Source organism: Kosakonia sp. YIM B13588 (assembly GCF_042788165.1).
Taxonomy (GTDB): domain Bacteria; phylum Pseudomonadota; class Gammaproteobacteria; order Enterobacterales; family Enterobacteriaceae; genus Kosakonia; species Kosakonia sacchari.
The window spans coordinates 811713-827017 of sequence record NZ_JBHZPO010000001.1 but is presented as its reverse complement, the minus strand read 5'-3'; the positions used below and the strand labels follow the sequence as shown (position 1 = coordinate 827017).

Genomic DNA, 15305 nt, shown 5'->3' with positions numbered 1-15305 from the left:
GCCTCTGATGATTATTCTGCGCAAGCCTCCCCGGACTTGTGCAGACGTAAACCGATGCCATGTACCGTTTCTATCAGTGCAGATGTGAAGTTTTTGTCAACTCGCTGGCGCAGGTCATGAATATGTGTGCGCAGTGCGCCGCTTTCCGGCGGCTCGTCGCCCCACAGCAGGTATTCCATCTCCTGCTTTTTGACGACGCCGGGTGCGGCGCGCATCAGACTCAGTAGCAATTTGTGGGTGGTCGGCGTCAAATTGATGGTCTGGCCTTGCCGCCATGCCTGCGGTGCGCGGGTATCTACCAGCAGATCTTCCCAGCTTAGCGTGCCTTGCACCTGCCGCCCCTGGGCGCGGCGCACCAGCGCCTGGATACGTGCGTCCAGCTCTTTGAGTGAAAAGGGTTTTACCAGGTAATCGTCCGCGCCCAGCGCAAAACCCTGCACGCGGTCATCGACCGGATCGCGCGCGGTCAGCATCAGTACCGGCACCGGGTTTTGATATTCGCGGCGAAGTTTGCTGCACAGCGTCATGCCGTCCAGGCGCGGCAGCATTAGATCCAACAGGATGGCATCGTAGTCATTCTGCGTGGCCATACGCAGTCCGGTGGCGCCATCACGTGCATCATCCAGCACGTAGTCCAGCGGCTCAAAGAAGTCGTACAGGTTGGCCACCAACTCAGGGTTATCTTCGATAATGAGCAGGCGAGTCATAGAAAACCGGCATTTGGAAAAAGAGCCGGCTACCTTAACAACTTCCTGACACCGGGGCGTTGATACTGCGCACATTTCTAACCCACTGAGAATTGCGCATGTTTCAACGTCTGTCGTCGTTTCGGCTCAACCCGGTGCAACTGACCTGGGTCGCCGCTCTGTTCTTTACCACCTTTGGCAATATTGCGCTGTGGCAAACGCTGTGGTCCAAAGTTGAGATCAACAGTCTGCACAATTTGCTGTTTGTTATCAGCCTGCCGGTTTTCCTGTTCTGTTTTTTTAACGTGTTGCTGACACCGGTAATGATGCTGCCGTACTTGCGTAAACCGCTGCTGGCGGCGCTGGTCATTATCAGCGCCTGTTGCAGCTATTTTATGCTGCGCTACAACGTGTTGATCGACCGCAGCATGGTGCAGAATTTCTTTGAAACGAATCAGGCTGAGCTCACTTCTTACCTTTCTGTTCCGCTGGTGCTGACGCTGCTTTCTCTGGGCGTGGTGCCGGCGGCGGCGATGGTGTTGCTGCCCGGTAAAAATATCAGCCGTCCCGTACAACACCTGTTCTGGTGGCTATGCCAAATTGTTGTGACGTTAACCCTTTTTGCCGCCGTGACGCTGGCGTTCTACAAGGATTACGCTTCGCTGCTGCGCAACAATATGCAGATAAAAGATCAGGCGCTGCCGTTTAACGTTGTCCGCAATACCAATGGCTACCTGAAACGCAAGTACAGCGTGAAATCGCAGCCTTTACGCACGGTGGCGGAAGATGTCACGCGTACGGCTGCGGAGCGGCCAAAACTGGTGATTGTTGTGGTCGGGGAAACCGCACGGGCGCAGAACTTCCAGCTTAATGGGTATGCGCGCCCGACCAACCCAACGCTGTCGCAGCGCGAGGATATCATCAGTTTCAAACATGTCTCATCCTGTGGCACGGCGACGGCCATTTCGCTGCCGTGCATGTTTTCGCGCATGACCCGTTCGCAATACAACGACGTGCGCGCCGCGACGGAAGAGAACCTGCTCGACGTCCTGCAACGCACCGGCATCCATATTCTCTGGCGTAACAATAACAACGGCGGCTGCAAAGGTATCTGCGCGCGCGTACCCACCGATGATATGCCCGCGCAGAACGTTGGTGGCCTCTGTGTCAATAAAGATGGCACCTGCTATGACGAAGTGCTGTTGCACCAACTCACAGCGCGCATTGATGCGATGGCGGGGGATGCATTAATTGTGCTGCACCAGATTGGCAGCCATGGGCCAACGTACTTCGAACGTTATCCGGCGCAGGCCAAAGTATTCAGCCCTACCTGTGACAGCAATCAGATTGAGAAGTGCAGTAACGAGGCGCTGCTCAATACGTACGACAATACGCTGGTCAACACCGACCGGATGCTGGATAAAACCATTGCGGTATTGCAGGGCTATTCAGCACAGCGCGACGTGGCGATGATTTATGTTTCCGACCACGGTGAGTCTTTGGGCGAGCGGGGGATGTACCTGCACGGTACGCCGTACATTATTGCGCCCGAGGAGCAAACTCATGTCCCGCTGGTGATGTGGCTTTCGCCCGCGTTTGCACAGCATGCCGGGCTCAGTCTCTCCTGTATGCGCAGCAATGCCGATAGCAACAACTATAGCCATGACAATCTCTATCACTCGATTCTTGGGCTGTTCACTGTGCAAAGCCGTATTTATCAACCCGCACTGGATATCTTTGCCGGGTGTCGAACCGCGATGCAGCGGCAATAAAGCGGCTGTCAGCGCACGGTTGCTTAAGCGAGGTAAAACGGCTGTGCGTTTATCTGGTTAAAAATCAGGCCATCTGCGGTGCGTTGAGCAAAGTCACCGCCGCAGGTTACGCCAGTGCGTCTCTTTTGGGATATAGTAGAAAATTATCTTTTTATATCAGGTGGCACTGGCAATGGCTTTGATCCCAAAAAACTACGCGCGGCTGGAAAGCGGTTATCGTGAGAAAGCTCTTAAAATTTATCCGTGGGTGTGCGGGCGCTGTTCCCGCGAGTTTGTCTATTCTAATCTGCGAGAATTAACGGTTCACCATATCGATCACGACCATACCAATAACCCGGAAGATGGCAGTAACTGGGAGCTGTTGTGTCTGTTTTGCCATGACCACGAACACGCGAAGTACACGGAAGCCGATCAGTACGGCACGACCGTGGTGGCGGGTGAAGACGCGCAAAAAGATGTTGGAGCCGCAACGTATAATCCCTTTGCCGATTTAAAATCGATGCTCAATAAGAAGAAATAGCGCCAGCAACGTTCGTTTCTGCCCACAAAATCAGTGCGGTGCAGGTCGGTAACATGTTGTCAGTCGTGGCGTTAAGTAAGAGCGCTAAACAGGTTTTGCCCGCAAGCTGGCAGGTAAGTACAGACAAGGATCCCAATGATTAACTTCAGCAAGCCTCTTCTGGCGCCGCCTCTTCAGGTCGGAGACACCATTGGTTTTTTCTCTTCATCTGCGCCGGTAACAACCACGGCTCCAAATCGGTTTAGCCGTGGAAAACGCTTCCTGGAGGAGAAAGGGTTTCGTCTTAAAGCCGGTCGCCTGACCGGCAAGTCTGATTTCTATCGCTCCGGCACGATTGCTGAGCGAGCGCAGGAGTTCAACGAACTTATTCGCGATCCGCACATTCGCTGTGTGATGTCGACAATCGGGGGAAATAATAGTAACGCCTTGCTGCCTTATATTGATTATGACGCCCTGCAAGCAGACCCGAAAATCATCATCGGTTATTCAGATACCACCGCCTTACTGGCGGGAATTTATGCGCGAACAGGGTTAATAACTTTTTATGGCCCGGCGTTGGTTGCTTCATTTGGTGAATTTCCTCCACTGGTTGATGCCACATATCACGCTTTTATTGAAATACTCTGCGGAAAAAATAACGGTCACTACGACTATGTTTTACCGGAGAAATGGACCGATGAACGGCTTAACTGGGATGATGCCGAGCCGGTACGAGCTAAAACATTGTATGCGAATAACTGCCGGTTTATAGGGCAGGGGTTACAAACAGGGCGCGTTATTGGCGGTAACCTTAATACTTTATCGGGTATCTGGGGTAGCGAATGGATGCCTGAAATACGATCCGGTGACATTCTGTTCATTGAAGATAGTTTAAAAGACATTGCCACCGTTGAACGTTCATTCGCCATGCTGAAACTTAATGGCGTCTTTAAAAAAGTGCGTGCGATCCTTCTTGGCAAACATGAATTATTCGATAACGCAGGAAGTGGGCGGACGCCTTACGATGTATTACGAGAAGTTTTAGGGGACGAAAACGTTCCGATCGTTGATGGTTTCGATTGTTGCCACACGCATCCGATGCTGACATTGCCTCTTGGTTCAACACTCACCATTGATTTTGACAATCACAAGGCATCCATCGTCGAACCGTATCTGTCAGACAGGCAATAGACAGCCACCTGTTTATGATCAGGCCGCGAACCGTGCCCTCCTAATAAGGAGGGCACTTACTGGAAAGAGTAATCGTCAGAACGATTCCCAGTCAGCACTATGACCTGTCGACGTCGCGGGCTTCAGATCAGCCTTGCGGTGCTTCGCCGCTACGGTGTATTTGGGTTTCGCGGTATCTGAACGCAGTTTGAACACCGAAACCAGCTGTGCCAGCTGTTCAGCCTGTTGCTCAAGTGATGATGAAGCCGCAGACGACTCCTGAACCAATGCGGCATTCTGCTGTGTCGTTGAATCCAGCTCGGTGACCGCTTTACCAATCTGATCGATACCTCTGCTCTGTTCTTCCGACGCGCTTGAGATTTCGTTCATGATGCCACTCACATTGGTGACAGAAGAGACAATCTGCTCCATCGTCGTCCCGGCTTTATTGGCCATTTCTGAACCGGTTACCACGCGTTGTACAGACTCTTTGATCAGGCTTTCGATCTCTTTGGCAGCCTGGGCGCTGCGCGATGCAAGGCTTCTTACTTCTCCTGCCACCACGGCAAAACCGCGACCCTGTTCACCTGCACGCGCCGCCTCAACGGCTGCGTTAAGCGCAAGGATATTGGTCTGGAAAGAGATGCCATTGATGACGCTGATAATATCCGTGATCTTGTTTGAGCTTTCGGTGATGGTCTCCATTGTGCTGACGACATCCCAGACAATTTTCCCACCGGAACGCGCATGTTCCGCCGCCAGCACGGCGAGCTGACTGGCTTCGCGCGCGTTGTCGGCATTACGCTTAACCGTTGAGGTCAACTCTTCCATGCTTGCCGCCGTTTCAACCACGGCGGCAGACTGCTGCTCTGTGCGGGAGGCCAGATCCGTATTGCCTGCTGAAATGTCCGATGAGGCATTCGCAACATGCACCACCGACTCTTTTATCTGGGTGATCATTTCGCGAAGCTTATCGTTCATCACGCCCATGGCCAGCGTCAGGCGACCCAGTTCATCTTTGGACTGCGGTTCAATGGTTGCGGTCAGGTCACCTTCGGCAATACGTTCTGCCAGCGTCAGATTGTGTTTTATCTGCCGCGTCATCTGCCGTGTAAGCAGCCAGGCGACCAGTAACCCCGTCAGTACGGCGCAAAGGGCAACCACGCCCATAATGATCATCACCCGCTGAATAATATCGATATTTTTCTGCGTCTGGCTGACCACCAAATCCGACGTCACGGTATTGATTTTTTCTGCAACGGTCGTCAATTCCGCTGCCGCCTTCTGCGACTCTTTTAATGCAGCGGCATATGCAGCAACGTGTCCTTGCATACCGCTGAGAAATGCCTGCGCCATCTCTTTGTCTTCAGCGCTAAACGCTGCATTTTCTGCATGAAGCATTTTCATCGCTTCATCGTATTGGCTGGCAAAAGCATCTATCCCTTGCTTACCGACAGATGACTGGATTTCATACGCCGTTGCCCAAATGTTATTGAGGCGATTCAGCAACGCTATCTCGTTTTTGGAGGTGGTTTCCTGCTGCTCAAGGCGGGTATTAAATTGATTGAGCTGGGTTTTCATATCCGCTGATGTCAGGCTCTGTGACTGTGCGACGGTCACTTTTTCCAGTTTAACAAACGTGTCCCGGTGCGTGGCGTAATCAGGGATAGTGTTGCGCAGTTCCTCAAACAAAACTCGGGCGTCATCATCCCAGGTGTAGTCCAGGCCAGTAATCGCTTTCTGGTCCATTTTTTCAATGGCGACTTTGTTCGCCTCAAGAGATTTTTCATCGTGGTTTAATTGATACGTCAAACGGTTACGCCGCGCAGTGTTTAGATCAGCGCTGATTTCATTAATTAATTTACCTTTTAACGCGTGGTCACGGATATTGCTTGATTGCTGAATGCTGATAAGTGAAGACAGAACAATGATAATTATCAAAACTGCAAACCCACCAAACAGCTTGGCAGCGACAGGCAGGTTTTTTATTGACGGTAACAGCTTTGTCATAGAGGTATCCTCAATATTAATTCTTAATATTCAAAAGACGGTTTCATTTTCACTTCTTATCAGGTTGCAGGTGTCTTCACTTCTTAAGAGGACGCTTGAGATAGGGCTTATCAAATTACTTATCGACAATTGCTGCGCTTTGTTTAATGAAAAAAAAGAAAAAATTACAGGTGAGGAATATATTTTAAGTAAATGAAGAACATTGCGTTATGGATATAAAAAAGTAGTATTTTTTTATTCGATAACCGTTGTAATCATGAGTCAGCAAAGGTTTTATTGGCATTGGGAAAATTAAGAGGGAATATATTATATGTGCCATTACTCATATTGCCGGGCATGTAAAATTACCGGTTAGCCTGGTTTTAATTAGTGCTCTATGTTTTTTGGTGATAGCGGTGAATTAAATGTGGGCGGGCTCGCAATATTTATTAGCCTGGCAGGATATTTCTCAATGTTGCTTTTCTGGTTTTCTGCTCTGCCAGAACAGCACCATGCCTGTTTTGCAGCAGTGCTGTCAGTTTTCCCGATATGCAGGCAACAAAAAACCCGCACCAGGCGGGTTTTTATTCTCAGTCGTGCTTAACTGCTCAGGCTGTTTGCCGTCATCGCTGTGGTAAGCACTGCTGATAAAGGGCAGGGCTTACAGCGCGGTAACGTTACCAGCTGCCGGGCCTTTCGCGCCGCTTTCGATGGTGAAGGAGACTTTCTGACCTTCATCCAGGGTTTTGTAGTTGTCGCTCTGGATTGCAGAGAAGTGAACAAACACATCTTTGCTGCCGTCGTCCGGAGTGATAAAGCCAAAACCTTTGTCAGAGTTGAACCATTTTACTAAACCAGTCATTTTATTAGACATTGATATTTCCTTAATTAATGAGCCACGAAGCGCGGCGATAATGGCCTGTGATTATAGAGTGACTTATTTGGCACTTAGGAGGAGGCTCACGAAGAAGGGTATCTTTGGATAACTCTTGAACTGAGGACTGCTTTACTAAAACTGCTTTCATAAGGTCTGTATTCCAAACCGATGGCGCTATTAAGGCATAGCGAGTTCGATTTGGCAATGTTTATGTTTTTTTATTTTAACCACTTACACACCCGGATGGCTGCATGGCTGTCTGTTTTGCTCGCCTGTAAGTACTTTCTTAAGCCTGTTATTTCGCAAAGTCTTAGCAAGACTGCGCTCCCAATTCGCTTATCGGACAAACAAAAAGGCCACCGCAAGGTGGCCCCGATCGTCATTTTCTCGGTTTACCCGCGTCCGAGCGTTTCTCACGAACCCTTCCGTCATTGTTGCGATCGCGAGGTTGTTTACCACCACCAGGTTTAGGTACGACGACGTCTGGATTAAGTGGTCTTCTGTCAGCCATGTTTCCGTCCCCAAAGAATGGCAAAAGTGCCATCGACGGTGATACGCCTCGCTTGTTTGCCTTGCAACGCGGATCGGACTACATATTGAGCAATATCAAGTTTATCCTCGTATCAGCCCAGCATGCAGCCGCCCGTCGAATCAGCCTGGATCCGGTCATCAGACCGCAAAGCGGGTCATTAAACGAAGCTGAATCAACGCTGCTACGTGGCAGATTTATTTTCTCAGAACAGAATGGAGGGCTTTATGGATCTGACCACGCATTTTACAGAGGTTGATGGGGTCTTTTATCGCGCAGTTGATCCGGCTTACCGGCACTTTGCATTAGCAGGCTCCAGAGCGCCAGGGCGTTATTCTGACCGCCATCAACCGACGCTGTACCTGAGTTCATCGCCTGCAGGCGTAGAGGCAGCCATGCAATCCCACCGTGGCAACAGAAGTGACAGCCTTGAAATCGTCAAAGTCAGGGTTATCGCGAATAAAATTTTTGACCTGAGGAATGCAGATGCGGTGCTGGCTGCAGGCATTGACCTTCACGATGCACTTGCGCCATGGCAAAACATGGTGAAGGAGGGCGGTGTTCCCGGTTCATGGGGTGTGCGTAATCGTCTGGAATCACTCGGCTTTAATGGCTTAATTGACCCTTCCCGTAAAGCGCCCGGGCTCTGGCATCTGGTGCTTTTTGCCTGGAATAACAACAGTCAATGTCATGTCCATATTATTGACTAAAGCATGACGGCGGGAGATATGCGGGAACGGGCACCCGCGTTGCCCGTTCCCTTTATGCCACAAGCAAATTTTATCCAGTCCGTTTTGGCATTGTTAAACAAACACTGATTGGATTACCGGCCTGTTTATGCGTCAGGCTTTTCGTCCATTTAAGGAACGCAAACGCCTGTCAAAAAAGGTGGTCACCACGATAAAAAATACCGGCACAAAGAAAATTGCGAATACGGTGCCGCTGATCATGCCCCCGAAGACCCCAATACCAATGGCATTCTGCGTGCTGGCGCTGGCACCAGTGGCGAGTATCAGGGGAACAACGCCCAGTGTGAAGGCTAACGAGGTCATCAAAATCGGACGCAGCCGTTGTCGTGACGCCAGTAACGTTGCCTCCAGAGTGCTCATACCCTGACTGCGTAGCTGCCGGGCAAATTCGACAATCAAAATAGCGTTTTTGGCTGAAAGACCAATCAGGGTAATCAAGCCCACTTTGAAAAACACATCGTTAGTCATACTGGCCGCGCTGACAGCAATCAGCGCGCCGATAAGCCCCAACGGTACGGCCAGCATCACGGAAACGGGAATTGACCAGCTTTCATACAGTGCCGCCAGCACCAGAAATACCACCAGCACAGAAAGGAGAATTAATCCTGGCAACTGAGAAGCCGAGGCTTTCTCCTGCAACGAACTGCCCGCCCACTCGCCGGTAAATCCTGACGGTAATGTCTTTGCCAGCTGCTCCATGGTTTTCATCGCATCACCACTGGCGTGGCCCTGAGCAGCGCTGCCGGTAATGCGAATGGCCGGGTATCCTTGATAACGATTGAGTTGCTGCGGGGCCTGGTGCCATGACGAGGTGACAAACGCTGAAAGCGGCACCATTTCCCCGAGTCTGTTTTTTACGGATATCTTTAACAGTGTTTCAGGCTGCATTCGGTAGGCCGCATCGGCCTGCACAATGACCTGCTGGACACGACCAGCATTGGTGTAGTCGTTGACATAGTTTGAACCCGAGGTGACAGAAATAGCCTGATTGATCTCCTCAAACGATACGCCTAACGCTTGCGCTTTCTCCCGGTCAATGTTCAGGGAAATAGACGCGCCCTCGGGTAATCCATCGATATAGACATCCGCAAGATTCGCGCTCTGGTTCGCCTGTAAAACCAGCGTGTCTGCGGCCTGTTTCAGCGCCTCGTAGCCTTTGCCCGCCCGGTCTTCAACATAAAAGGTGAAGCCGGAAGAGGTGCCCATATCGGAGATAGCGGGCGGCAACAGGCTCATGGTGACCGCGTCGGGTTCGGACTGCATTTTTGACTGGATGAGATCGGCTTCATCCTGGGCTGCGATACCCTTGCGGGATGACCACTCTTTTAATGTTGTAAAGGCCAGCGCGGAGTTTTGTCCCGAGCCTGAAAAACCGAAACCGAGGATCATAATATTGCTTTCAATGGCTTGCCGTGCGGCTACCTCATCTTCATAGCGTTTCACCACCGCGAGAGTGCGCTGCATCGTGGCCTCGGAAGGGAGCTGAATGGAGGACATAAAATATCCCTGATCCTCTTCGGGCAAAAAAGAGGATGGCAACTTGATTAACCCCATCAGCAGGGCCGCGCACAGCGCGGCATAGAGCAGCATCATCCGCCCGGTTCGCTTTACGACATACCCCAGCCCCGAGGTATAGCGCGAAGTGAGCAGGTGAAAATGACGGTTAAACCAGGCGGCAAATCTTCCCGCTGAAGTCGCATTTTTCTGATGCGGCTTCAGCAGGGTGGCGCAGAGCGAGGGCGTCAGCGTTAAGGCTAAAAAAGCGGAGAACAGGATCGATACCGCCATCGAAACCGTGAACTGGCGGTAAATCACCCCGACCGAACCACTGGCAAAGGCCATTGGGATAAATACGGCGGTGAGCACCAGCGTGATGCCAATAATCGCCGGTGTGATTTCCCGCATCGCTTCGCGGGTTGCCTCGCGCGGAGAAAGGCCTTTTTCTGCCATCAGGCGCTCAACATTCTCGACGACGACAATCGCGTCATCGACGATGATGCCAATGGCTAACACCATGCCAAACATGGTGAGGATATTGATGGAATAGCCGCTTAAAAGCATCACGGTGAATGTGCCGAGAAGCGCCACCGGGACAACAATCGCCGGGATGAGCGTGCAACGGATGTTGTGCAGAAATATCAGCATCACCAGAAAAACCAGCACCATAGCTTCGGCTAACGTTTGTACCACTTTCATGATCGACACTTTTACAAAAGGGGCGGTGTCGAACGGAACGGTAAACGCCATGCCCTGCGGCAGCGCGGTGCTCAGTTCGGCCAGCCGCTGATGAATCCCGGCGGCAGTGCTAATGGCATTCGCGCCTGGCGAAAGCTGAATCGCTGCTGCCGTCGCCGGAACGCCATTTTCCCGGATGCCGTAGGTGTAACTCTGTAACCCTGACTCCACGCGCGCGATATCGCCGAGCGTCAGACGCGCACCGTTCGTGGTCGCTTTAAGCGTGATATTTTTAAATTCCGCAACAGAGGTGAGTTGCCCTTTCACGATTAATGGATAAGTGACGTCCTGGCCTGGCAGCGCCGGTTCGTCTCCCGATCTGCCGGGTGAAACCAGCACATTCTGTTGGCTAACCGCGCTTATAACGTCGCTGGCCGAAAGCTGGTAATGGTGCATTTTGACCGGGTCAAGCCAGATGCGCATGGCTTTTTCACCCCCGAACAGCTGAACCTTACCCACGCCCGGCACGCGGCGAAGCGCATCGCTGATATTCCTGGCGAAATAATCACTCAGATCAGCCTCCTGATAGGCGCCCGTATCGGATTTCAGACCGACCATCAGCAGAAAACCAGACTCGGCTGCTTCAACGCTGACGCCGTTTTGTCTCACCGCCTGAGGCAGACGCGGCTCCACCGTTTTTATCTTATTTTGCAAATCCATCTGCGCGAGTTTGCTGTCCGTTCCGGGTTTAAAGGTCACGGTGATGGACGCCATCCCGGTAGTGTCGCTGGTGGACTCGAAATAGAGCAAATTGTCTACGCCCGTGATCTCGCGCTCAATAAGTGAAACCACCGAGGAATTCATCATGTCAGGCGACGCGCCAGGAAAACTGACCGAAATAATAATACTCGGCGGCGCAACCGACGGGTATTGCGCGACCGGAAGATGCGGGATGGATAAACACCCACTCAAGATAATGAACAGTGCAACAACCCAGGCAAAAATAGGCCGGTCAATAAAAAACTGTGGCATGAATTAATTTCCGAACAATTAAGGCGAGATCATTAAAATCAAGGTTTCTGCTGCGGCGATAATGTCCCGGTATCAACATCATCTGTCTTGACGCGTTTACCTATGTCTTTAAGTTGTGAAAACTTCTCCAGAAGCTGCGGAGCATCATCAAGGCTGGTGGCAAACATCCACATATAGGTCATTACTGAGTAAATATGCCCGGCGTTCACGCCCTGGGTTGAGGTCATTACTATGATGGTCAGGGTAAAGAGCAGGGCGATCAGGGCGCCGATTGCAAGGTATCCCAGCGCTTCACGATCGGAAAGGCTAATTCGCAAGCGGGCAAGGGATGAATAATGGCGATTAAGCGAGAGCGTGGTGGCTTTATGCACATAATCCACTTCCTTTTCCAGTCGGTTATTCAGCCGGTTAAACAGCAACTCATTTTTACGGGTATAACCTTTAAGAAAGCACGACAGAATAATGACGATAACCACACACATCGCCCCGGCGTGAAACTCAATAATAAGCAGCATAATGGCGGCGCCGAAAAGGGAAATAATCGAGGTCATCAGCATGGGCAGATGCATCTCAAAGAAATCAACAAATTCACGGGATAACACCACCCGCGCGGCGATGGTTGAGTGATTTAGCTGATATTTACGCTGAGCAACAATAACCGATACGGCAAGGCCGGCATAAATGCGTGCAAACGTACGCGTATCGATACTGCGTCGGGTTGCACCGAGGATCCAGATAAAGAGGATCATCAGTCCATACAGCGCGGCTGTGAGAGCATTCCCCGCCAGAATCGCATTGATAGCGATACCTGCCAGCACGGGATACAACAAATAGGTCACATTTTCCGCGATAACCAGGAAAAAAGTCACTGAGAGCTTTTTCCAGTTTTTTACGGCCAGATGTTTTAATGTCCTTTTCACATTTTCAGTAGAGGACGGTGGGTTTTTATTTATCGACGTCATTATAAAAAATTATCTGCACGGTATGGATGAACAATCCTGGCCTGCCTTTATGCTTAATCACCCATGCTCGTTCATTGTGAGCCGATTAAGATATGCACCTGGATTACACTGCGTTGATGCACTCTATCGTTTTGATGTTTACGCAGAATGCATGTTTTATGGAGGTTATATGGAGGCGGCTAATTCCCTGGAGTTGTTACGATGCAGGATTTTCTGACTCCCTGTCACCACGCGCATCGGAAAAGTTCACCGCTTCACATTCAATAAGATTCAGATGATTCTTAATAAAAGATACATCGGCGTGACGCCGAGGAAAATAATCAAAAAACACTCATAATAAAAACTAACGTCATAAATATCAGGGAACCTGAGTAAGAGAATGTTAAAGATAAGAATAAGATGGAGAAAAATGATAACCAAAAAGAAGGTTACGATAGCCAGCTCTTTCAGTACGCCCGCTTTTTCTTGTAGCAAAAACAATATTAGAGAAACGCTTAATGCCGCATAGATAAACGGCGATGAAAGTAGCGTCGCGCCCACTTTCTCCTCAACGTTGTGCATCAAAATAAGCCATACATAGAACATTCCCCATAACCATAAAGAAAATATCATCAATGAACTGATTTTTTCAACGGTGAGTTTCCGTAGGTACTTCATTGATATTTCTACTCCGAGAAAGCGCGCTACCAGTAATGAAATGACATGTTTTTACCGTGTTTATTTATGTCATCGTTTTCCAGTAACGCGTTATTTTATATACCTTACTTTCTATTGTTATCCAGGACTATGGAAATTTGATTACCCGAATGTGGAGCGAGTGTGTATGCCAGCCTGATAAATATTCGCTTGCGGATGTTGCCGTCAGACATTGAGAAAAAATAAGACGCCAGCGCGTTTATGTGGATGCAACTTTCGTCGCACAAGCAGGTCTCATGTTCGCTGATGAGCTGCGCGTTATTGCCAGGTTTCAGAAACAGCTTAGAAAAACCGCATTTGTATGAGTGTATTAACTGAAGCGAAAACATCGGTGTATGCTTTCGCGCAAGCCAGGTCACAGAATGCCTGCCATATCAGGGGTGAGTGGAGAAATCATGAACGATAATTATCTTATTCTTGTTGCTGAAGATGATGATGAAATAGCGGATATTCTGACCAGTTATATTCAGCGTTCAGGAATGCGCACCCTGCGCGCGGCGGACGGTGAGCAAGCAATAGATACCTGCCGGCTGAAAAAGCCCGATTTGGTGTTACTCGATATTCAACTGCCGGTGTTCGATGGCTGGACTGTCCTTTCCTCGCTGCGAAAAGAGAGCAATATTCCGGTCATCATGGTTACGGCACTGGATCAGGACATCGACAAACTGATGGGGCTGCGGCTTGGCGCGGACGATTATGTCGTTAAACCCTTCAATCCCTCTGAGGTGGTTGCACGTATCGAAGCCGTGCTGCGCAGGGCAAAGGGTAGTCATGAACAACTCCACAATAAGCCTATCCGTACATCCTGTTTAACGGTGTATCCGCAAGACTTTTATGTGGAGATCAATGGTAGTGGCGAGGTTATCTCTCCCATCCTGACCACGACCGAATTCAAACTGCTGGCTTACCTGGCGCGGAATCCGCGCAAAGTCTGCTCGCGTGAAGAGTTGCTTAATGCCTGCCTGCCGGAAGGCGATACCCTTGATCGCACGGTGGACAGCCATATGAGCAAGCTGCGCAAAAAACTGGAAAACTGCGGGTTGAAAGGGATGCCGGAAAGTATTCGCGGCATGGGTTACCGGTTAGGTGAAAACAAATGAACAGAGGCCATCCGTTAAGCCGCCAGGTTCTGGCGTTTATGATTTCGCTGACGCTGACGGTTATTGCTGTCTCGGTTATCGGCTCCTACCTGTTTTATACCTTTATCATTTATTACATTCCCGGCGGGGCAATGGCCGGGAATGAGGACCAGATGACCTATCTGGACTGGTTATGGATCCTGATTGCCTCCGCGATAAGTTTATCGATCTCGCTTTTTTTTACCGTAAAACTGTCGGCAAGAATATTGACCCCGTTAAGCTCCGTTGCGACCAGCCTGCGCAGGATAGCGCAGGGCGATCTGGGCGCGCGGGCGTTTTGCGCGAGTTCCCATCTGGGCGAGCTTAATAATCTTGTTAATGATTTCAACGATATGGCTGAAAAACTACAGACCATGGATGCGCAGCGCAGATCCTGGAACGCCGCCATCGCCCATGAACTTCGCACGCCCGTTACCATTCTGCGAGGCCGCTTACAGGGGCTGGTGGATGGCGTGTTCGAGCCAAATCCAACCTTGTTTAACAATCTGCTTAAACAAACCGAGGGTTTATCCAGCCTGATAGAAGATCTGCGGGTGGTGAGTTCATCCGGTGGGGCCGAATTTACGTTAACGCTTGCGGATGTGGATTTGCAGGAGATTATTCAGAGCGCGGTGGACTCCTTTGCGCTGGAATTTAAACGCAGCCATTTTACCGTCGCGACCGAATTACATCCCCAGCTATGCCAGTGCGATCCGCTGCGAATTATTCAGTGCCTGACCGTCCTTTTCGATAACGCGATAAAATACGCCACTTCTAAAAGCATGGTTGTCAGCCACGGCGCCAGTGAACACGAGAACTTTATCGTCATCGAAGATAGGGGGCCGGGGATCCCGGAGGCGTTTCACAAATTTATGTTTCACCCCTTTCAGCGCGGCGCCAGCGCAAGGGACACCAATCCGGGTGGTTGCGGGCTGGGATTATCAGTGCTGAAAGCCATCATGCTTGCTCATCAGGGCGACGTAACTTACACGTTAACCGATCAGGGCCATTCCATTTTTCGCCTCTCATGGCCCTTGCGCAAAAAATAGTG

The 15305-nt window shown here is 50.4% G+C and carries 12 protein-coding genes; 6 read left to right on the top strand and 6 right to left on the bottom strand.

Translation table 11 applies throughout. The features are described 5' to 3' along the window. Window positions 1-11 precede the first annotated feature (11 nt). Window positions 12-707: a response regulator transcription factor gene (locus ACFX4U_RS03855; protein WP_313507497.1), complete on the bottom strand. Its 696-nt coding sequence runs from the start codon at window positions 705-707 to the stop codon at window positions 12-14. Between the two features lie 98 nt (window positions 708-805). Between ACFX4U_RS03855 and ACFX4U_RS03850 the strand changes: the two genes are divergently transcribed. From ACFX4U_RS03850 to ACFX4U_RS03840, 3 genes are all read left to right on the top strand, one after another. Then, window positions 806-2458: a phosphoethanolamine--lipid A transferase gene (locus ACFX4U_RS03850; protein WP_313507498.1), complete on the top strand. Its 1653-nt coding sequence runs from the start codon at window positions 806-808 to the stop codon at window positions 2456-2458. A 172-nt stretch (window positions 2459-2630) separates the two neighbouring features. Continuing rightward, window positions 2631-2978, top strand: coding sequence for an HNH nuclease YajD (yajD, locus tag ACFX4U_RS03845; RefSeq protein WP_313507499.1), 348 nt, complete (start codon window positions 2631-2633; stop codon window positions 2976-2978). A gap of 135 nt (window positions 2979-3113) precedes the next feature. Next, entirely contained in the window at window positions 3114-4148 is a 1035-nt protein-coding gene (locus ACFX4U_RS03840; RefSeq protein WP_313507500.1) for an LD-carboxypeptidase, read from the top strand. Window positions 4149-4223: 75 nt separating this feature from the next. Here the strand turns inward: ACFX4U_RS03840 and ACFX4U_RS03835 are convergent, their stop codons facing one another. Both ACFX4U_RS03835 and cspA read right to left on the bottom strand, forming a co-directional pair. Further along, a complete protein-coding gene (locus ACFX4U_RS03835) occupies window positions 4224-6137 on the bottom strand; it encodes a methyl-accepting chemotaxis protein (protein ID WP_313507501.1) in 1914 nt (637 codons plus the stop codon). Window positions 6138-6777: 640 nt separating this feature from the next. Continuing rightward, complete coding sequence (cspA, locus tag ACFX4U_RS03830; protein WP_086874224.1) at window positions 6778-6990, bottom strand: RNA chaperone/antiterminator CspA; 213 nt, start codon at window positions 6988-6990, stop codon at window positions 6778-6780. Window positions 6991-7749: 759 nt separating this feature from the next. On the opposite strand from cspA, the gene ACFX4U_RS03825 reads away from it, so the two are divergent. Further along, window positions 7750-8232: an RES domain-containing protein gene (locus ACFX4U_RS03825; RefSeq protein WP_313507503.1), complete on the top strand. Its 483-nt coding sequence runs from the start codon at window positions 7750-7752 to the stop codon at window positions 8230-8232. A 132-nt stretch (window positions 8233-8364) separates the two neighbouring features. On the opposite strand, the gene ACFX4U_RS03820 is transcribed toward ACFX4U_RS03825, so the two are convergent. The 3 genes from ACFX4U_RS03820 to ACFX4U_RS03810 form a co-directional block, all read right to left on the bottom strand. Then, a complete protein-coding gene (locus tag ACFX4U_RS03820) occupies window positions 8365-11478 on the bottom strand; it encodes a multidrug efflux RND transporter permease subunit (protein ID WP_313507504.1) in 3114 nt (1037 codons plus the stop codon). Window positions 11479-11516: 38 nt separating this feature from the next. Continuing rightward, the gene (locus ACFX4U_RS03815) at window positions 11517-12440 is read right to left on the bottom strand and encodes an ABC transporter six-transmembrane domain-containing protein (RefSeq protein ID WP_313507505.1); all 924 of its coding nucleotides are present in this window, start codon (window positions 12438-12440) and stop codon (window positions 11517-11519) included. Between the two features lie 270 nt (window positions 12441-12710). Next, the gene (locus tag ACFX4U_RS03810) at window positions 12711-13097 is read right to left on the bottom strand and encodes a transporter (RefSeq protein ID WP_313507506.1); all 387 of its coding nucleotides are present in this window, start codon (window positions 13095-13097) and stop codon (window positions 12711-12713) included. A gap of 434 nt (window positions 13098-13531) precedes the next feature. Here ACFX4U_RS03810 and ACFX4U_RS03805 point away from each other — a divergent pair, with 434 nt between their 5' ends. Next, complete coding sequence (locus tag ACFX4U_RS03805) at window positions 13532-14236, top strand: response regulator (RefSeq protein ID WP_313507507.1); 705 nt, start codon at window positions 13532-13534, stop codon at window positions 14234-14236. Then, entirely contained in the window at window positions 14233-15303 is a 1071-nt protein-coding gene (locus ACFX4U_RS03800; protein ID WP_313507508.1) for an ATP-binding protein, read from the top strand. Before ACFX4U_RS03805 ends, ACFX4U_RS03800 begins: the two co-directional genes overlap by 4 nt. The last annotated feature ends 2 nt before the right edge of the window (window positions 15304-15305 follow it).

Excerpts from the sequence above, each read along its gene's own strand:
- ACFX4U_RS03805 (WP_313507507.1), top strand. The coding sequence starts at position 13,532 with ATGAACGATAATTATCTTATTCTTGTTGCTGAAGATGATGATGAAATA.
- yajD (WP_313507499.1), top strand. The coding sequence starts at position 2,631 with ATGGCTTTGATCCCAAAAAACTACGCGCGGCTGGAAAGCGGTTATCGT.
- ACFX4U_RS03825 (WP_313507503.1), top strand. The coding sequence starts at position 7,750 with ATGGATCTGACCACGCATTTTACAGAGGTTGATGGGGTCTTTTATCGC.
- ACFX4U_RS03850 (WP_313507498.1), top strand. The coding sequence starts at position 806 with ATGTTTCAACGTCTGTCGTCGTTTCGGCTCAACCCGGTGCAACTGACC.
- ACFX4U_RS03855 (WP_313507497.1), bottom strand. The coding sequence starts at position 707 with ATGACTCGCCTGCTCATTATCGAAGATAACCCTGAGTTGGTGGCCAAC.
- ACFX4U_RS03840 (WP_313507500.1), top strand. The coding sequence starts at position 3,114 with ATGATTAACTTCAGCAAGCCTCTTCTGGCGCCGCCTCTTCAGGTCGGA.
- ACFX4U_RS03820 (WP_313507504.1), bottom strand. The coding sequence starts at position 11,478 with ATGCCACAGTTTTTTATTGACCGGCCTATTTTTGCCTGGGTTGTTGCA.
- ACFX4U_RS03835 (WP_313507501.1), bottom strand. The coding sequence starts at position 6,137 with ATGACAAAGCTGTTACCGTCAATAAAAAACCTGCCTGTCGCTGCCAAG.
- ACFX4U_RS03800 (WP_313507508.1), top strand. The coding sequence starts at position 14,233 with ATGAACAGAGGCCATCCGTTAAGCCGCCAGGTTCTGGCGTTTATGATT.
- ACFX4U_RS03810 (WP_313507506.1), bottom strand. The coding sequence starts at position 13,097 with ATGAAGTACCTACGGAAACTCACCGTTGAAAAAATCAGTTCATTGATG.
- ACFX4U_RS03815 (WP_313507505.1), bottom strand. The coding sequence starts at position 12,440 with ATGACGTCGATAAATAAAAACCCACCGTCCTCTACTGAAAATGTGAAA.
- cspA (WP_086874224.1), bottom strand. The coding sequence starts at position 6,990 with ATGTCTAATAAAATGACTGGTTTAGTAAAATGGTTCAACTCTGACAAA.